This window comes from Sphingomonas sp. 22176 (assembly GCF_052045505.1).
GTDB lineage: Bacteria > Pseudomonadota > Alphaproteobacteria > Sphingomonadales > Sphingomonadaceae > Sphingomonas.
Genome location: NZ_JBQEPL010000001.1, coordinates 1,299,625 through 1,316,475 on the forward strand (window position 1 = coordinate 1,299,625; position 16,851 = coordinate 1,316,475).

24 protein-coding genes are annotated in these 16,851 nt (G+C 66.1%); 7 read left to right on the forward strand and 17 right to left on the reverse strand.

The features are described 5' to 3' along the window. The first annotated feature begins 159 nt into the window (after window positions 1–159). Window positions 160–930 carry a methyltransferase domain-containing protein gene (locus ACTJKY_RS06165; protein ID WP_440844860.1) on the forward strand — a complete coding sequence of 257 codons (771 nt, stop codon included), beginning with the start codon at window positions 160–162 and terminating at the stop codon, window positions 928–930. Between the two features lie 163 nt (window positions 931–1,093). Here ACTJKY_RS06165 and ACTJKY_RS06170 read toward each other — a convergent pair whose 3' ends face one another. The 4 genes from ACTJKY_RS06170 to dnaK all read right to left on the reverse strand — a co-directional run bounded on the left by ACTJKY_RS06170 (window position 1,094) and on the right by dnaK (window position 5,501). Next, window positions 1,094–1,435 (reverse strand): hypothetical protein, encoded by a 342-nt coding sequence (locus ACTJKY_RS06170; RefSeq protein ID WP_440844861.1) that lies wholly within the window; start codon window positions 1,433–1,435, stop codon window positions 1,094–1,096. Between the two features lie 204 nt (window positions 1,436–1,639). Continuing rightward, complete coding sequence (locus ACTJKY_RS06175) at window positions 1,640–2,308, reverse strand: spermidine synthase (protein ID WP_440844862.1); 669 nt, start codon at window positions 2,306–2,308, stop codon at window positions 1,640–1,642. A gap of 19 nt (window positions 2,309–2,327) precedes the next feature. Next, a complete protein-coding gene (dnaJ, locus tag ACTJKY_RS06180; protein WP_440844863.1) occupies window positions 2,328–3,452 on the reverse strand; it encodes a molecular chaperone DnaJ in 1,125 nt (374 codons plus the stop codon). A 123-nt stretch (window positions 3,453–3,575) separates the two neighbouring features. Continuing rightward, on the reverse strand, window positions 3,576–5,501 hold the full coding sequence (gene dnaK, locus ACTJKY_RS06185; protein ID WP_440844865.1) for a molecular chaperone DnaK: 1,926 nt from the start codon (window positions 5,499–5,501) through the stop codon (window positions 3,576–3,578). Window positions 5,502–5,678: 177 nt separating this feature from the next. Between dnaK and ACTJKY_RS06190 the strand changes: the two genes are divergently transcribed. Then, window positions 5,679–6,116: a copper chaperone PCu(A)C gene (locus tag ACTJKY_RS06190; protein ID WP_440844866.1), complete on the forward strand. Its 438-nt coding sequence runs from the start codon at window positions 5,679–5,681 to the stop codon at window positions 6,114–6,116. A gap of 173 nt (window positions 6,117–6,289) precedes the next feature. Here the strand turns inward: ACTJKY_RS06190 and ACTJKY_RS06195 are convergent, their stop codons facing one another. Then, a complete protein-coding gene (locus ACTJKY_RS06195; RefSeq protein WP_440844867.1) occupies window positions 6,290–7,030 on the reverse strand; it encodes a TorF family putative porin in 741 nt (246 codons plus the stop codon). Continuing rightward, window positions 7,030–7,455 (reverse strand): hypothetical protein, encoded by a 426-nt coding sequence (locus ACTJKY_RS06200; protein WP_440844869.1) that lies wholly within the window; start codon window positions 7,453–7,455, stop codon window positions 7,030–7,032. Before ACTJKY_RS06200 ends, ACTJKY_RS06195 begins: the two co-directional genes overlap by 1 nt. 190 nt (window positions 7,456–7,645) lie before the next feature. Here ACTJKY_RS06200 and fumC point away from each other — a divergent pair, with 190 nt between their 5' ends. The 3 genes from fumC (at window position 7,646) to gmk (ending at window position 10,060) form a co-directional block, all read left to right on the forward strand. Continuing rightward, complete coding sequence (fumC, locus tag ACTJKY_RS06205) at window positions 7,646–9,037, forward strand: class II fumarate hydratase (RefSeq protein WP_440844870.1); 1,392 nt, start codon at window positions 7,646–7,648, stop codon at window positions 9,035–9,037. Between the two features lie 65 nt (window positions 9,038–9,102). Next, entirely contained in the window at window positions 9,103–9,321 is a 219-nt protein-coding gene (locus ACTJKY_RS06210; RefSeq protein WP_440844871.1) for a hypothetical protein, read from the forward strand. 55 nt (window positions 9,322–9,376) lie between these two features. After that, window positions 9,377–10,060: a guanylate kinase gene (gene gmk, locus ACTJKY_RS06215; RefSeq protein WP_440844873.1), complete on the forward strand. Its 684-nt coding sequence runs from the start codon at window positions 9,377–9,379 to the stop codon at window positions 10,058–10,060. Between the two features lie 6 nt (window positions 10,061–10,066). Here gmk and ACTJKY_RS06220 read toward each other — a convergent pair whose 3' ends face one another. Genes ACTJKY_RS06220 through crcB form a run of 5 tightly spaced genes read right to left on the reverse strand, consistent with a single transcriptional unit; the run spans window position 10,067 to window position 13,142 of the window. Beyond that, complete coding sequence (locus tag ACTJKY_RS06220) at window positions 10,067–10,744, reverse strand: ATP12 family chaperone protein (RefSeq protein WP_440844874.1); 678 nt, start codon at window positions 10,742–10,744, stop codon at window positions 10,067–10,069. Continuing rightward, entirely contained in the window at window positions 10,741–10,962 is a 222-nt protein-coding gene (locus tag ACTJKY_RS06225) for a hypothetical protein (protein ID WP_313535850.1), read from the reverse strand. The genes ACTJKY_RS06220 and ACTJKY_RS06225 overlap by 4 nt, the downstream gene beginning before the upstream one ends. 11 nt (window positions 10,963–10,973) lie before the next feature. Then, entirely contained in the window at window positions 10,974–11,633 is a 660-nt protein-coding gene (locus ACTJKY_RS06230; RefSeq protein ID WP_440844876.1) for an HAD-IA family hydrolase, read from the reverse strand. Between the two features lie 19 nt (window positions 11,634–11,652). Beyond that, a complete protein-coding gene (locus ACTJKY_RS06235) occupies window positions 11,653–12,765 on the reverse strand; it encodes an RluA family pseudouridine synthase (RefSeq protein ID WP_440844877.1) in 1,113 nt (370 codons plus the stop codon). Then, window positions 12,762–13,142 (reverse strand): fluoride efflux transporter CrcB, encoded by a 381-nt coding sequence (gene crcB, locus ACTJKY_RS06240; RefSeq protein WP_440844878.1) that lies wholly within the window; start codon window positions 13,140–13,142, stop codon window positions 12,762–12,764. Before crcB ends, ACTJKY_RS06235 begins: the two co-directional genes overlap by 4 nt. 359 nt (window positions 13,143–13,501) lie before the next feature. Between crcB and ACTJKY_RS06245 the strand changes: the two genes are divergently transcribed. Next, complete coding sequence (locus ACTJKY_RS06245; RefSeq protein WP_440844880.1) at window positions 13,502–13,750, forward strand: hypothetical protein; 249 nt, start codon at window positions 13,502–13,504, stop codon at window positions 13,748–13,750. On the opposite strand, the gene ACTJKY_RS06250 is transcribed toward ACTJKY_RS06245, so the two are convergent. From ACTJKY_RS06250 to ACTJKY_RS06265, 4 genes are read right to left on the reverse strand one after another with little or no spacing between them, the layout of a single operon-like run. Continuing rightward, window positions 13,736–14,008, reverse strand: coding sequence for a hypothetical protein (locus ACTJKY_RS06250; RefSeq protein WP_440844881.1), 273 nt, complete (start codon window positions 14,006–14,008; stop codon window positions 13,736–13,738). The genes ACTJKY_RS06245 and ACTJKY_RS06250 overlap by 15 nt on opposite strands. Before the next feature lie 7 nt (window positions 14,009–14,015). Next, window positions 14,016–14,324 (reverse strand): hypothetical protein, encoded by a 309-nt coding sequence (locus ACTJKY_RS06255; RefSeq protein WP_440844882.1) that lies wholly within the window; start codon window positions 14,322–14,324, stop codon window positions 14,016–14,018. Window positions 14,325–14,345: 21 nt separating this feature from the next. After that, a complete protein-coding gene (locus tag ACTJKY_RS06260) occupies window positions 14,346–14,546 on the reverse strand; it encodes a helix-turn-helix transcriptional regulator (RefSeq protein WP_440844883.1) in 201 nt (66 codons plus the stop codon). Further along, window positions 14,543–14,926 carry a hypothetical protein gene (locus ACTJKY_RS06265; protein ID WP_440844884.1) on the reverse strand — a complete coding sequence of 128 codons (384 nt, stop codon included), beginning with the start codon at window positions 14,924–14,926 and terminating at the stop codon, window positions 14,543–14,545. Before ACTJKY_RS06265 ends, ACTJKY_RS06260 begins: the two co-directional genes overlap by 4 nt. A 132-nt stretch (window positions 14,927–15,058) precedes the next feature. Between ACTJKY_RS06265 and ACTJKY_RS06270 the strand changes: the two genes are divergently transcribed. Further along, complete coding sequence (locus ACTJKY_RS06270; RefSeq protein WP_440844886.1) at window positions 15,059–15,286, forward strand: hypothetical protein; 228 nt, start codon at window positions 15,059–15,061, stop codon at window positions 15,284–15,286. 56 nt (window positions 15,287–15,342) lie between these two features. Here the strand turns inward: ACTJKY_RS06270 and ACTJKY_RS06275 are convergent, their stop codons facing one another. Further along, window positions 15,343–15,855: a glycine zipper 2TM domain-containing protein gene (locus ACTJKY_RS06275; protein ID WP_440844887.1), complete on the reverse strand. Its 513-nt coding sequence runs from the start codon at window positions 15,853–15,855 to the stop codon at window positions 15,343–15,345. Between the two features lie 88 nt (window positions 15,856–15,943). Then, a complete protein-coding gene (locus ACTJKY_RS06280; protein ID WP_440844888.1) occupies window positions 15,944–16,786 on the reverse strand; it encodes a class I mannose-6-phosphate isomerase in 843 nt (280 codons plus the stop codon). Between the last annotated feature and the right edge of the window lie 65 nt (window positions 16,787–16,851).

A 16,851-nucleotide genomic window follows, 5' to 3' on the forward strand; every position in this document is an offset into this window, starting at 1 on the left:
AAGTTTGGACGCAGCGAGGCCCTGAGCGGCTGCGTTTGGTGGGAAGCTGCCGTCTAAAGCCGCACGAGATGAAACCGCAGTCGGTCATGGGGAGTTGCAACTGGGTTCAAATGCCGCGGAGGGATCGGCACGCTCAGCTCGCGAGGCTAGTTCGACACTATGCGTACTCAAAAAATATTGTTTGGTTTGAACCTCTTTGCCCGCGGATTAGAGATCGGCGGAGGCTACAACCCATTGACGAATGGCGCTAACGTTAAGCATCTAGACCATACCGATCGCGAAACGCTGTGTAGGAAGTTTGCGGCGGATGGCGTAGACACCAGTCGCGTGCCAGAGATAGATTTTGTATGGGATGGAACCAGTTACTCGCAACTCATCGGTGACGATCGGTTCGACTGGGTTGTAGCGTCGCATGTAATTGAGCATGTGCCTTGCATAATATCATTTCTGCAGGACTGCTCAAATATTCTAGATCACGGCGGAGTATTGGCGCTTGCGGTCCCAGACAAACGTTATTGCTTCGATTACTACCGTCCGCAGAGTTCGCTCGCTCGCGTGATTGACTCTATGGGATCTAAGCAGCCGACGCCTGGCGCGCTCGCTGAAATGGTTATTAATGCGTCAGCACTTGGCGGCGACATCTGCTGGGTCGGTGGTCGAGTTGGGATGCCAGAACTCATCCACTCCGCCGGGGAGGCGAAAGCAGCGTCGCTGGCGGCGGCAGAACAGTATCGAGATACGCACGTATGGGCATTCACACCCAACAGCTTTCGTTTACTGATCTATGACCTGCGTGCGCTAGGCTTTATCGACCTCGGCGAGATCAGGTTTCAACCCACTTTAGACGGCGAGTTTTACATTCAGCTAGCACGCGAAAATTGCGCAGCGCTAAACCGCGTCGATCTCGCGCGGGCAGCGCTCATGGAATGATAGCATAAGCAAACCATTTAGTTTTTCAAAGAACATTCCAAATTCCTTAAGCCGCGTATTAATATGCGGAGGTTCATGTAAATTTCGTTGTTTGCTCCTTGCATCTGGATTGAATGGTCATAACTGGGTAATGGCCAATAGAGCGCCTTGATTCGAAGGTGGGTCACCAGTGGAAATGGCAAAGAGTTGGTGGGAAGCGGTCCTGTAATTGTCCATCCGACATAGCAGTCTTCTTCGATCGACCTCGCCAGTTCTCGACCATATTTCCTTTGAAGCTGACCTTTGCGGCATAACCGATGCGGTCCCGGACCACTGTTGCGGTGTCGGACGCAAAGTTTTCCTGCCGAGAACGAGCAGTGCGGCTAAGCATCCCGCATTTCTGTTCTATCGCAAGCTTTATCGCCTTCTCTTTTGAAATGGACCTGCCCTCGGTGGAAGGGGCCGCTGCGCAGCTTGCGAAGCCGAGTGCGGCCGACAGGGTGAGAAGCTGCTTCACTGCATCCATATGCAGCGGCAGGCCGATGTCCCCTAGTGGGCGGAAGCTGACCAGCAGCCTGGGAGAATCGCGGTGACCTGGGCTCCTGCGAAAGCAGGAGCCCAGGGTGGCTTGGCCGGTACACTTGGCCCTAGGCTCCTGCTTTCGCAGGAGCACCAGAGCTTTATCGGATCGGGAGAAACCAAGTCTGGAGTGTTTATGCCGGCGCTCGGCTCACCGCCGCCTGCCGAACCAGATGACGTGCCGCGGGCCCTTGCCGTTCTGGCGGGCGCGCACCGCGACTTCCTCTACCTGGAAGTCGCTGTCGCGCATCCGGCGGGCGAAGGGTGCATCGGGCGCCGCCGACCATACCGCGAGGATGCCGCCGGGGCGCAGCGCCTTGCGCGCGGAATCGAGCCCGCGCATCGAATAGAGGCTGTCGTTGCCCACCCGCGTCAGTCCGTCGGGGCCGTTGTCGACGTCGAGCAGGATCGCGTCATAGGCGTTCTGGCCGTCGGCGATCACCCGCCCGACATCGTCGAACACCACCTTCACGCGCGGATCGTCGAGGCAGCCATCGGTGAGCGCCGCCATCGGCCCGCGCGCCCAGTCGACGATCTTGGGGACCAGTTCGGCCACCGTCACCTTGGCATTGTCGCCCAGCACCGCCAGCGCGGCGCGCAGCGTGAAGCCCATGCCATAGCCGCCGATCAGCACCCGCGCCTCGCGCTTGCCGAGCCGTTCGAGCGTCATCACCGCCAGCGCTTCTTCCGAACCGCTCATCCGGCTGTTCATCAGCTCGTTGCGTTCGAGCACGATCATGTGATCGTCGCCCCGGCGGAACAGCCGCAGCGGTTCGCCGCCGGGGACGTCGGCGGTGTCGAGCAGTTCGCGCGGGGTCATGCGAGAGTGGCGCCCGGCATCAACCGAGCGCCGCCTTCAGCTTGGCGAAAAACCCGCTCGACTGCGGGCATTCCTCGCCCGTTTCGGTCTTGCGGAATTCCTCGAGCAGTTCGCGCTGGCGGCCGCTGAGCTTGGTCGGCGTCTCCACCTCCAGCCGGACGACCAGGTCGCCGCGGCCGCGACCCTGGAGCACCGGCATGCCGGCGCCGCGATGGCGCATCTCGCGGCCGGACTGGGTGCCGGCGTGGATCTTGATCACATGTTCCTCGCCGTCGAGCCCTGGGATGCGGATCTCGCCGCCCAGTGCCGCCGTGGTGAAGCTGATCGGCGCATTGGCGTACAGCGTCGTGCCTTGGCGCTCGTAAAGCGAATGGCGCGTCACGTGGAGGAAGATGTAGAGATCGCCCGCGGGCGCCCCGCGCGCACCGGCCTCGCCTTCGCCGGTCAGGCGGATGCGGGTGCCTTCGTCGACGCCGGGCGGAATCTCGATCTTGAGCGTCTTGGTCTTGTCCGTCCGGCCCTCGCCGCGGCAGGTGCGGCAGGGCTCCGCGATCACCTCGCCGGCGCCATGGCAGGCGGGGCAGGTGCGCTCGACCATGAAGAAGCCCTGCTGCGCGCGCACCTTGCCGTGGCCGGCGCAGGTGGTGCAGGTCTTGGCCTTGGTGCCGGGCGTGGCGCCCGAGCCATGGCAGCTGTCGCAGGGGCCGGAGACGTCGATGGTGATGTCGGTCGAATGGCCGTGGAACGCCTGTTCGAGCGAGATTTCCATGTCGTAGCGCAGGTCCGCGCCACGCCGCTGGGGCCGGCCGCCGCCACGCGCGCCGCCGCCCATGAATTCGCCGAACACGCTTTCGAAAATGTCGCTGAACGCGCCGAAATCGCCCTGGCCGCCATGATGGCCGCCGCCGCCGCCGTTCTGGAACGCGGCATGGCCGAAGCGGTCATAGGCTGCGCGCTTCTGGGGATCCTTCAGGCAGTCATAGGCTTCGCTGATCGCCTTGAACTTCGCCTCGGAATCCTTGCACCCGGCATTCTTGTCCGGGTGATATTTCATCGCGAGCTTGCGGTAGGACGATTTGATCGTCGCGTCGTCCGCGGTGCGCTCGATTTCGAGCAGTTCGTAATAATCGACTTCGGTGGTCATCCAGCAAGCCCTCTCCCCATCAGGGGACAGGGGGAGAGACTCTGCCGATGCCGAATAGCATCGACCGGGCCCGCTCCCCCGTTCCCCGGCCCTCTCCCCAGTGGGGAGAGGGAGGGGCATCCGTTACGCCTTGTTGTCGTCCACTTCCGAGAACTCGGCGTCGACCACTTCCTCGTGCCCGGCTTCGCCGCCCGGGGCGGCGCCGGCTGCGTTCGGCGAGGCGCTTTCGGCAGCCTGCTTCTCGTAGATCGCCTGGCCGAGCTTCATCGCCACCTGGGCGAGATCCTGCGCCTTGGCGGTCATCGCATCGGCATCGCCGCTCTCGATCGCCGACTTGGTCTCGGCGATCGCCGCCTCGATCTCGCCCTTCAGCGCCGCGTCGACCTTGTCGCCATTTTCGGCGAGCTGACGCTCGGTGGTGTGGACGAGGCTCTCGGCGTTGTTCTTGGCTTCGGCCGCGGCACGACGCTTCTTGTCCTCTTCGGCGAACTTCTCGGCATCGCGCACCATCTGCTCGATGTCGGAGTCGTTCAGACCACCCGAGGCCTGGATGCGGATCTGCTGCTCCTTGCCGGTGCCCTTGTCCTTGGCGGACACGTTGACGATGCCGTTCGCGTCGATGTCGAAGGTGACTTCGATCTGCGGCACGCCGCGCGGCGCCGGCGGGATGCCGACCAGGTCGAACTGGCCGAGCATCTTGTTGTCGGCCGCCATCTCGCGCTCGCCCTGGAAGACACGGATCGTCACCGCCTGCTGATTGTCGTCAGCGGTGGAATAGACCTGCGACTTCTTGGTCGGGATCGTGGTGTTGCGGTCGATCATGCGGGTGAACACGCCGCCCAGCGTCTCAATGCCCAGCGACAGCGGGGTCACGTCGAGCAGCAGCACGTCCTTGACGTCGCCCTGGAGCACGCCGGCCTGGATCGCAGCACCAATGGCGACGACTTCGTCCGGGTTCACGCCGGTGTGGGGCTCCTTGCCGAAGAAGTCCTTCACGACCTGACGTACCTTGGGCATGCGGGTCATGCCGCCGACCAGCACGACTTCGTCGATCGCCTCGGCCTTGACGCCCGCATCGGCCAGCGCCTTGCGGCACGGCTCGAGGGTGCGCTTGATCAGATCATCGACCAGACGCTCCAGATCGGCGCGGGTAATCGTCTCCACCAGGTGCAGCGGGGTGGTCGCGCCACCTTCCATGCGGGCGGTGATGAAGGGCAGGTTGATCTCGGTCGTCGCAGCCGACGACAGCTCGATCTTCGCCTTCTCGGCCGATTCCTTCAGCCGCTGCAGCGCCAGCTTGTCGGTGCGGAGGTCGAGGCCTTCCTTCTTCTTGAACTGGTCGGCCAGGTAATCGACGATCTTGTTGTCGAAATCCTCGCCGCCGAGGAAGGTGTCGCCGTTCGTCGCCTTCACTTCGAACACGCCGTCGCCGATTTCCAGCACGGAGATGTCGAAGGTGCCGCCGCCAAGGTCATAGACCACGATGGTCTTGTTGTTGTCCTTGTCGAGGCCATAGGCGAGCGCCGCCGCCGTCGGCTCGTTGATGATGCGCAGCACTTCGAGGCCCGCGATCTTGCCGGCGTCCTTGGTCGCCTGGCGCTGGGCGTCGTTGAAGTACGCCGGAACGGTGATCACCGCCTGCGTCACGCTCTCGCCGAGATACGACTCGGCGGTTTCCTTCATCTTCTGCAGGATGAAGGCCGAGATCTGCGACGGGCTGTATTCCTCGCCGCCGGCCTTGACCCACGCATCGCCGTTCGTGCCGCGCGCGATCGTGTAGGGCACCAGCTCGGTGTCCTTCTTGGTCACGGGGTCGTCGAAGCGGCGGCCGATCAGGCGCTTCACTGCGAAGATGGTGTTGTCCGGGTTGGTCACCGCCTGGCGCTTGGCCGGCTGGCCGATCAGACGCTCGCCATCCTTGGCGAAGGCGACGATCGACGGCGTGGTGCGTGCGCCTTCGACATTTTCGATGACCTTGGGCTTGCCGCCTTCCATCACAGCAACGCAGCTGTTGGTCGTGCCCAGGTCGATACCGATAACTTTAGCCATGGTCCTCGTTGGCCCCCACAATCGAAACAAAAGGGTTCATAAGCGTTATCCGGATGCCGGCCCCAGAAGAGGCGACCGCCGTCCAGATGTCCGAGGGGGGATATAGGTGCGTCGTGCCTTGCCGCAAGACGCCCGGGTTTCTACAAGATTTCCCAAATCAAAGAGGGAGGATGCCGAATGCGCACTCTGGCGGGACTTGTAGCGGTTCTGGGGCTGGGGGCGTGTTCGCCCCAGGCGGATGGCGTAAAGGTCGATGGCGCTTGGATTCGGCTGCCCGCGGTGGCGGGCCAGCCAGGGGCGGCGTATTTCACGCTGCATGGCGGCCGCGAGGCGGAGACGCTGGTCAGCGTCTCGACTCGCGCGGCGGACAAGGCCGAAATTCACGAGAGCACCAAGGATGGCACGGGCATGGCGAAGATGACCCAGCTCGCCAGCCTCGACCTGCCGGTCGGCTCCGAGGTGAAGTTCGCGCCGGGCGGCAAGCATGTCATGCTGTTCGGGCTGGTGCCCAATGTCCATGCCGGCGAGAAGGTGCCGCTGACGCTCCACTTCGCCAGCGGGCACGAGGCGACGGCGGTGGCCGATGTGGCGGTGCCCGGCGCCGAGCAGCGGTAGCGGCTTGGACGCCCGCTTCTTCTTCTAAATCCCCCTCCCGCTTGCGGGAGGGGTCAGGGGAGGTGTGTGAGGGTAGCGGGCGACGCCGGTTCAGAAAGAATCTCCACGTCACACCCTCCCCCATCCCCTCCCGCAGGCGGGAGGGGGGATTTAGTGCGGGAGGATCTGAGACCTCAGAACGAAAGCCGCGCGCGCCCCAGCACGCGGTTGCCGCTGTGCTGCAGGTCCGCATAGGGCGAGGCCACCGCGCGGTTGGTGTCGATGTCGGTCCCGACGTAATCGACGCCGAGCGTCAGCGGCCCGGTGACGTGCTCCACGCCGATCCGCCAATCGGTATAGTCCCCGGTAGGGCGCAGCCGCGCGGCGCGGAGGTCGTCGGTGCTGCCCGTCGTGTGGCCGACCGAACCGGACACGGTGAACGGCGTCGAGGGAATGCCCACTGCCGCGCCCGCGTGCAGATACAGATTGTCGCCGCCGATCGGCCCCTGGTCCGGTGCGTAGACCGCGCCGCCGTTCACCTGCAGCGGGCCGAGCGAGAATTTGCCGTCCGCGCCGACTTCCACATAGTCCATGGCCCGCGCCGCGCCGGTGAAGACATGGCCGGTGACGAAGCCGCGCAGCTTGAACGCGCCGATGTCGAAGCCGTGCCCGGCTTCCAAGTCGACCACCGTGTCGGCACCCGCGTGCCGGCTCGATTCGCGCACCATCGCCACCCGCGCCGAAGCGTCGAAGCCGAGGATGCCGGCGGAGAGGTCGCCCGAGGCGCTGAGCTGGTTCTCGCTCCAGCTGAGGCCGCGGCGGCTCTCGTCCGTCGAAAGCTCGACGCCTCCCGAAACCTTGGGCAGCACCTGGGCCTGTGCGGCGAGCGGAAGGGCGAGCGCGACAACGGCGGCAGCGGCAATGGGGATACGCATCAGGTGTGTACACGTCCTATGTGATCGAGTTCGGCGCGCAGCGTCTCGGCATCCTGGCCGGCCAGCGCTTCGACCGCGCCTCGCATGTCCTTGGTCGCGCTGGCAACGTCCTTGGCGATCACCGCGCGGTTGGCGGTGCACCAGCCGGGACGACTGCCGGCCGCGACGCTCTCCTGGCGCAGCGCACGCTGGAGCGTGCCGGCGGCATGGCGCGCCTGGCGGTCGACTACCAGATCGGCATGCCAGCGGCAGCGCAGCGTCGAGGCGCGCCCGCCGGGGCCGGCGACGCCGAGCTGCTGGTGGCGGACGTCGACCCGCATGCGATAGTCGGCATGGACCGGGCCGCTGTCATGGACGATGCGCACGCGGTGCGCGATCTCGGAAAAGGGGGCGGCGAGCAGCAGCCCCAGAATCAACGGGATCATGGCTCTTCTCCTGCGGTTGCCCCGGCTGTTGTCGCCGGTGGCATCGCGTCTTTGCGCGCTGCCTTCACCGGAATGCAAGTTACCAAGTGTTTCTCGGGGCTTGGGCCGCGCGGCTGAAATGCCGACGGTCGTACGGGTTGTGGGGCGGTGCGGGCGGCCTACATCGCGCACAAACAAAGCGGAGAAGCACATGACCGGCACGCGCACCGAAACCGATTCGATCGGCGCGATCGAAGTTCCCGCCGACGCCTATTGGGGCGCCCAGACCCAGCGATCGATCCAGAATTTCCCCTTCGGGCCCGAGGAGCGGATGCCGATCGGCGTCGTCCATGCCCAGGCGATTGTGAAGCAGGCGGCGGCGCGCGTGAACGTGAAGCACGGGCTCGATCCGAAGATTGCCGAGGTGATCGACCAAGTCGCGCAGGAAGTGATCGACGGCAAGCTCGACGACCAGTTCCCGCTGGTGATCTGGCAGACCGGCAGCGGCACCCAGACCAATATGAACGTCAACGAGGTGATCGCCGGTCGCGCCAACGAGATCCTCACCGGCAAGCGTGGCGGCAAGAGCCCGATCCACCCCAATGATCACGTCAACATGGCGCAGTCGTCGAACGACAGCTTCCCGACCGCGCTGCACATCGCCGCGGCGCGTGCAGTGACGCTGGACCTGTTCCCGGCGCTGGAGCGGCTGCACACGTCGCTCGACCGCAAGGCGCACGACTGGGATCACATCGTCAAGATCGGCCGCACCCATCTGCAGGACGCGACGCCGCTGACGCTGGGGCAGGAATTTTCCGGCTATGTCGCGATGCTCGCCTCGGCGCGGGCGCGGTTCCAGAGCGTGCTGGAGCTCGACATCTTCAAGCTCGCGCTGGGCGGCACGGCGGTGGGGACGGGGCTGAACTCGCCGCCGGGCTATGCCGAGGACGTGGCGGCGGAGATCGCCAAGATCACGGGCCTCCCCTTCGTCTCGGCGCCCAACAAGTTCGAGATGCTGGCGACCAAGGACCAGCTGGTGAACCTGTCGGGCGTCTGCAACACGCTGGCCGTCTCGCTCACCAAGATCGCCAACGACATCCGCCTGCTGGGCTCCGGCCCGCGCTCGGGCCTCGGCGAGCTGGAATTGCCGGCGAACGAGCCGGGCAGCTCGATCATGCCGGGCAAGGTCAACCCAACCCAGAGCGAGTCGCTGACGATGGTCGCGGCCCAGGTGATCGGCAACCACATGGCGGTCACGGTGGGCGGCATGCAGGGCCATTTCGAGCTCAACGTGTTCAAGCCGCTGATCGGCGCCAATGTGCTGCGCTCGATCACCCTCATGGCGGTGGGCATGACCAACTTCGCCGAGCGCGCGGTGGACGGTGCGGTGGCGAACGAGGCGCGGATCAAGGAGCTGGTCGATCGCTCGCTGATGCTGGTCACCGCGCTCGCGCCCGCCATCGGCTATGACGCGGCGGCAAAGATCGCCAAGAACGCCCACGAGAAGGGCCTTACCCTCAAGGAATCGGGCCTGGCGCTCGGCCTTGTCGACAGCGCGACCTTCGATAAGTTCGTGAAGCCGGAGACGATGATCGGCCGTTGATCGGGCGCGGCGAGCGGTGGGAACGCCGCCGCCGCACCGCCGTTCTTGCGGGGAAGGAGAAGACGATGATCGGCAAGTTGATTGCAGGCTGGATCGGCAGCAAGATCGACCGGCGCGACGGCGAGGGCGGCGCAGTAGGCGCGGCGGTCGGCGTTGCGACCTGGGAAGTCGCCAAACGCGTGGTGCCGGCAGCGTTCGTGCTTGGCGCGGGCGCGATGGGCGCGGCCTATCTCAAGCGCAAGCTGACCACCGAGCACGGTCCCGATACGGGCCTCGGCGCGTAAGCCGCGAACGGTGCCCGGGCTTGACGGCCCGGGTGCCGCTACGCCAAAGGCCCGCATGGCCCATTCGCACCAGAACGACCCGCATGGATTCCATCGCCGCGGGGTTTTGTTTGTCCTTTCCTCGCCCTCGGGCGCCGGCAAGTCGACCATCGCCCGCAAGCTGCTGGCAGCCGAACCCGATCTCGCCGTCTCCGTCTCGGTGACCACGCGCGAGCCGCGGCCGGGCGAAGTGAACGGGGTCGACTATACGTTCGTCAGCGTGGACCGGTTCCGCGAGATGGTCTCGCAGCACCATTTCATCGAATGGGCGCACGTCTTCAAGCATCGCTACGGCACGCCCAAGGGCCCGGTCGACGCGGTGCTCGCCACCGGCCGGGACATGCTGTTCGACATCGACTGGCAGGGTGCGCAGCAGCTCCACCAGACGATGGGCGGCGACGTGGTCCGCGTGTTCATCCTGCCGCCCTCGATGGCCGAGCTGCACCGCCGCCTCGAAGGCCGCCAGACCGATACGCCCGAAGTGATCGCCCACCGCATGGCCCGCGCCTCGAACGAGGTGAGCCACTGGGACGGCTATGACTATGTCCTGGTCAACGACGATGCCGATGCCTGCTTCCAGGCGGTCCACACCATCCTCAAGGCCGAGCGGCTCAAGCGCTCGCGCCAGACCGGCCTGATCGGCTTCATCCGCGGCCTGATGAAGCGCGGCGATCCCACCGGGGAATCGGACGTCCTCTGAGGCGTTTCAGAGCAGGCTGAGGAACCGCACCGCCGCGTCGAAATCCGCGCGGCGGACGTTGCGGGCGCGGGTGGCGAGGTCGTCTTCGCCCCATTGCTCCGCCTGCCAGTCCTCGTCGAGCATGGCAGCGCGCCACACCGTCTCGCAATCCGACGCGCCTTCGAGCAGCGCCAGCGCCGCGACCAGCGAGCCGCTGATCGTCACCAGCGGGCTGAGCGCCGCAAGCCGGAACGGGTCGAGCGCCGCCACCACTTCCTGCAGGCGCGCGATCGTCGCGGACGGCTGGGGGCGGTGCATGATGCCAGCGGTCGTCTCAAAATGCACGTCGTAGCGGGTGCGCGCCCAGTCGAGCAGCGGGTCCCATTGCGCGGCCTGGCGCGCGACCAGCGGCTCGGGCAGCTCGGCGCGGTAGCAGAGCAGGTCGCTCTCGCCGTAGCGGGCGAGGTCTGCCGCGAACGGCGCGGGGTTCGGCGCGATCTGGTCGATCGCCGCGTTGGCGAGCCCGGTCAGCGGCATGGCGCGGGGATCGAGTTCCTCGCCGACGCTGCGCCATTCCTCCGCCACCGCCTCGGCCAGCTGCGGCGTCGGCAGCGTCAGTGCGGCGCGGGCAGGGGTGCGGACGGGGCGGCCATCGAGTTCGATCGCGCCGTCGACGATCGTCACGGTCTTCCAGAAACGTTTCATGCTTCGGGGGGGGTCCTCCAGCGGCGGGCGAGCATCCGGGGGACCGCCGCCATGAACCAGAACGAGGCGAGCATCAGCGCGATGCCCAGCATCGTCAGCTCGTTGGTCTTGGCGCGGCCCAGGATCAGCAGCGCCAGCACCGCGCCGGCCACGCCGACGCAGTTCGCGCCCATCATCAGAAAATAGCGATTGCGCGCAAGGCGATCGGCGTCGGTCATAGCGCCTCCAGTCACAGGGCCTCCAGATGCGCCGGGATCGCCGACGCATGCTCCACGACCCGCACCGCGCCGGCCGCGTGGAGATCATGGGGGGTGTGGTAGCCCCATGCAACACCCAGGGGATGCGCACCGGCGGCGACGGCCATCGCCATGTCGAAGCTGGTGTCGCCGATCATCACCGTCGTTTCCGGCGCCGCCCCGGCTTCGGCCATTGCGGTCTCGATCATCGAGGGGTGCGGCTTGGACGGGTGGCGGTCGGCGGTCTGCAGCGTGACGAAGCGCTGGCGCAGGCCATGCGCCTCCAGCACCCGGATCAGCCCGCGATCGGACTTGCCGGTGGCGACGCCGAGCAGCCAGCCATTCGCGTCCAGCGTCTCGATCGCCTCGAGGATGCCGTCATAGAGCGGCTCGTCCTCGATATGGCCGGCGGTGCGCAGCGCGAAATAGGCGCGCTTATATTCCTCGGCGAGGTGGCGGTGGAGGTCGTCCTCCGCCGCCGGCAGCAGCTGGGCGATCGCCTCGACCAGGCTGAGCCCCACGATGCGACGAATCGCATCGCGGGCAGGCGGCTCCAGCTTCTGGCCGGCGAAGCAATGCTCCATGGCGAGGCAGATGCTCGCCTGGCTGTTGACCAGCGTGCCGTCGCAATCGAACAAGGCGAGGCGGTTCATGGCTGTTTGCCGACCGCCATCACTTCTTCTCCCCGCGGCCCCGCCGTTCGCCGCGGCGTTCCTTGCGGTAGTTCTTGGCGTGGGCCTTGGCCTTCTGCTTGAGCAGTTCCTTGCTCATCGGCGGCGGCCCGTCGTCGATCTCCAGCCCGTTGCCCACCGACAGGTCGAAGCCGAGCGTATGCATCGACTCGGCGAAATGGTGCGGCAACTCGGCGCGCACGTCGATCCGGCCACCATCGGGATGGTCGATGCGAATACGGCGGGCATGGAGGTGCATCTTCCGACTGATGCCCCCGGTGAGGAACGCTTCCTGCAGCCCGTACTTGCCGTCGCCGACGATCGGATGGCCGATCGCCGCCATGTGGACGCGCAGCTGGTGGGTGCGGCCGGTGAACGGCTGGAGCTCGACCCAGGCGCAGCGATTGCCGGCCATCTCGATCACCCGGTAGCGGGTGCGGGCGGGCGAGCCCTCTTCCATGTCGACCTGCATCTTTTCGCCGCCGGTGCCCGGCTGCTTGCCGATCGGCAGCTCGATGAAGCCGTCCTCGATCTCCGGCACGCCCATCACCAGCGCCCAGTAGATTTTCCGCGCGGTGCGGCTGGAGAAGCTCTTGGAGAAGAACGCCGCGGCGCGCGCCGAGCGGGCGACGAGCAGCGCGCCTGAGGTATCCTTGTCCAGCCGGTGGACCAGCTTGGGGCGGCCCTCCGCTTCGAACCACAGACCGTCGAGCAGTTCGTCGACATGCTCGAACGTCTTGGTGCCGCCCTGGGTCGCCAGGCCCGGCGGCTTGTTGAGTACCAGTGCCGCGTTGTCGCGGTGGATCACCAGCGCCTGCGCGAACGCCGTCTGCTCCTCGCTGAGCGGCTTGGGGGCCCGCTTGGCGCGGGGGGCAGCGGCGGCGGCGGCCTTGGCCGGCTCGGCCGGCGGGACGCGGATCTGCTGGCCGGCGGCGATGCGGTCGCCCGGCGTGGCGCGCGACCCGTCGACACGGAGCTGCCCGGTGCGCGCCCAGCGCGAGACGAGGTTGAAGCTCACCTCGGGCAGATGCCGCTTGAACCAGCGATCGAGCCGGATGCCGTCATCGTCATAGCCGACGACGAACTGGCGGACGCCGTCCTCGCTGCCGCTCATGCCGTCACCGCCCGGGCGAGCGTCATGCCGATGGCGACCGCGCCGATCGCGCCAAGGACCGAGACGAGGACATAGCCGCTGGCCAGGAAAACGTCGCCGCGCTCGAGCATCGCAAAGGTCTCGAGCGAGAAGGAGGAGAAGGTGGTGAAGCCGCCGAGCACGCCGACGCCGAGCAGCAGGCGTGCCTGTTCGGCCGCTTCGCCGAAGCGCATCAGGCCGGCACCGAGCAGCCCCATCAGGAAGCCGCCGACGATATTGACGGCAAGGGTCCCCCAGGGGAAGGCCGGACCGAGCAGGGCGACGCCCAGCCGGCCAACGCCGTAGCGGGCCGCGGAGCCGAAGGCCCCGCCGAGCATCACGAGAAAAAGATTGGGCATGCCGCGCCCCTAGCGTGAATCGCGGCAAAGGGGAAGTTTCGGAGGGAACGGCGGGATCAAGCCGATTCAGGACAGGTGCTGTTGCGGAAATCTAGGCGCGTGCGCGTTGCCTCCGGATGCGCGCTCTCCGCCGGCAGCACAATCGTTACGCTACGGTACTATTCGTAGTGTCTGCGCGAACGATCGTTAAGCAACGCGCGCTATCCGTTGCTGGTCATCCACCATCGCGCTTTCCCCAGACGTGTCCTTGGCCGGCCCGGGGGGGTGACAGGTGTCGGTAGCAGCATTGATTCCATTGGTCGGAAGTTCGTGGACCGTACGACCTGCGCCGCGACCGACCTGGCGGAAGGAGCGTTGGCATGAGTGCGAAAGATCATTCTGCGGGACGAGAAATCGTCGATAGCGTGGACGAGTGCCTGCATGGCGGTGCGACCGTCCAGCTCTATCTCCGGTCGAGAGCCGATCCAGTGGCCATCGTGCGCATCAACAAGAGCCAGTTTTCCGTCCGCGCCTACACGCAGACCGGGGAGTTTTTCGATTTTGCGTACAGCGCGATCGAGGGCGCGAGATACAAACGCCCGGCCACGATGGATTTATCGGGCATCTGATCCAGGAGACTTGCGGCCCCGCTCGCGCGATCCTGCCGCTGTAGAGCCCGCATCTTCGGCGTCCTTCTCGGACTTTCGCACCTGCTCGATGCGTTCGTTCGCGCGGGGATCGTGGAGGAAGGCGAACGCCATGCCGAGCGACATCGCGATCCCGGCCATGCGCTTGTTGCCCCGGAGCGATCGCTTGGCTGCGCGGAGGGCGGGGGGCAGGGCGATCGTGAAGCACAGGATCAAGCCGGCGGCGACGAGCCATTCCATCGCGGGGTCAGCGCAACAGGGGCAGGAGGCTGCCCGCCAGCCCGACGAGAACCAGCAGCGCGATCGCGATCGGCAGGCGATTGCTCCCGCGCAACTTCGCCACGTATCGCGCGACGCGGGCATCGTCGCGTTGGCCGGTAAGGGCCCATGCAAGGAGTGCCACCCAGAGCAGGAACGAGAACAGGGTAAGCGGGGCCAGCCGATAGATCAGCCGTCGTTCGGGGTGCCGGGTGACAAGGGCGGCGAGTGCAGGCGCCGTCATGTAGACCAGCAGTGCGATCAGCAACGCGATTGCGATTACAAGCTTCGGAGTCATCCGGGCGCTTCCTCGACGAGATCAGGATCTGAACGGGTTGGAGAAAAGCGTTTCGACCGGCATGTCGAAGAACGCGGCCAGCTTGTACGCCAGAGGAAGCGACGGATCGTATTTGTCCGCTTCCACGGCGTTGATGGTCTGGCGGGAAACGTCCATTCGCTCCGCCAACTCGCCTTGGCTGAGCCCTCGCGCCAGGCGTTCTTCGCGCAGGCGGTTCTTCATGCGGAGGGCGCGCGGTGCGCCAGCCACCAGCGGAGGCGCACCGCCGTGTAGCCGGCGAACTGAAGACCCCAGACCAGGGCGGCCCCGGCGAAGAGCGGGCTGCGGGCACCGGCCGCCATCAGCGCCAGCAATAATCCCAGGCCGCCGCCGAAGGTCCCGCCCCAATACCAGCTGAGCAACCGGCTATCCTGCTGCATGTGATCGAGGCGCCGCCAATAGGGGAGCATGGCCATGAACGCGCCGAGGAGCACCAGCGCGGCAAGCGGGCCGCCCGCTGCCAGGGGCAGATGCCGGGGGAGCAGGCCAATCAAAATCCCGGCGGCGATGGCGGCCAGCACCATCGTGACGGCTGCCATTGCCAGTTTTCGCTGTCTTGTCATCGGGCCCCCTCGCCATCGCATCAGGTGTAAAACAAATTGGACATGCAGCCCTCGGGTGTCAAATTCTTTTTACACCTGGAAGGCGTGCTGCCCTATCTTGATAACACACCTCTGCCGCCCCACATGCCGCGCATGTTCAACATACTCTCGCTGCTGATCGGGCTGGTGGCGCTGCCCTTTGCGCTGGTGGGGATCATCCCGTTCCCCTTCGTGCCGCTGGTCAACTGGATCGCCTTTCCGATCGCGCTCACCGGCACGGCGGTGGGGATGCTCTCGCGCGGGACGGCGGGGCGGAACCTCAACCTGCTGATCCTGATCGTCAGCGGCGTGCGGCTGATGCTCACCGGCGGGTTCATCTAGGCAACAAAAAAGGGGCCCGGCAAACCGGGCCCCTCTTCATGTTTTGCCGTGCGGCCTCAGCGGCAGCGGACGTTGCCGCGGTCCACCGAGTGGCCGAGCGCGCCGCCCGCCACCGCGCCGAGCAGCGTGCCGAGCGTCGCATTGCCGCCCGAAGACAGCGCGTTGCCCAGCAGGCCGCCGCCCAGGCCGCCGACGATCAGGCCGGTCGTGCCGTCGTTGCGGCGGCAATAATAGCGATTGTCGCGGCCGCGATAGATGCGGTCGTTCCGGCTCAGGCGGCGCTCCTGATAATAGCGGCCGTCGCGATAATATTGGTCGGCATAATAACGGCGCTGGCCGGGACCCGGGCGGTTATAGTCATAGTTGCGGAAACGGCGCCAATCGCCGCGATCCGCGCCATGGCCGCGCCCGCGATCATTCCAGCGGTTGTCATGATCGCGTCCATCGTGATCGCGGCCATGGCCGCGGTCCTGCCAATGGGCGTCGCGATTCTGCCAGCCCTGCGCCATCGCCGGTACCGTCGGCAGGGTCAGCGCCGCCGCCGCGGCGGCTACGAACAACATGCGCATCGGGAATATCCTTGTCATTATCGTTATCGATGCGTGCCGAACGTGTAGGGGCCGCGGCAAGTTGCGTGAATATGAAACTACGCGGGGTTCATGCCGCGTCCATCGCCGGGATTCGGGCGTCGCCCGGATAGGCGAACAGCAGGTCGCTGCCGACGTCGGCGTGGAGTTCGGCATGGCCCTGGACGGTCACGCACTCGCCGGCCTTGAAGGCGACGCCGTCGACCACGCCTTCGCCCTGGATCGGGATCAGCCAGCCGGTGGTGCCCTCCGGCAGGTCGAAGCGGCGCTTGCCGCCTTCCCACCGCTCGAGCACGAACTTCGGTCCCTCGACCAGGATGGTGCGATTCGGCGCGACGGCGCCCGGCATCGGGTGCGGCACGAAGGGCACGGGATCGGCGACGGCGATGCCCGCCTCCAGATGCAGCTCGCGCGGGCGGCCATAATCATAGAGGCGATAGGTGGTCTCGCTGTTCTGCTGGACCTCGATCAGGGTGATTCCCGCGCCGATCGCGTGGACAGTTCCCGAGGCCGAGTAGAAGAAATCGCCGGCCTTGACCGGCTTCCAGTCGAGCATGTCTTCGATCGAGCCGTCGAGCGCGCCGGCACGGAGTTCCTCGCGGGAATAGGGCTGCTTGGTGCCGAGCGCGATCGTAGAGTCGGGCTGGGCGTCGAGGATCACCCAGCATTCGTCCTTGCCGCGCGGCAGCCCGGCGGCGTGCGCCTGCTCGTCGTTCGGATGGACCTGAACCGACAATTTCTCGCTGGTGAACAGATACTTGATCAGCAGGTCCGGGGTGGAATCGCCCGGCGTCTGGAACCAGACCTCGCCCACCGGATCGCCATCCTTGGCGGGATCGGCGAAGCCCGGATACAGGGTGTGGCGACCCCAGGGTTTTTCGACGCGGTGGGTGGCGAGCAGCGTGGCGGGCACAGGATATTCCCTTCGGTAACGGTCACGGAAACGCCAGCGCATGTGGCGCGATGCGGGTTCCGCCG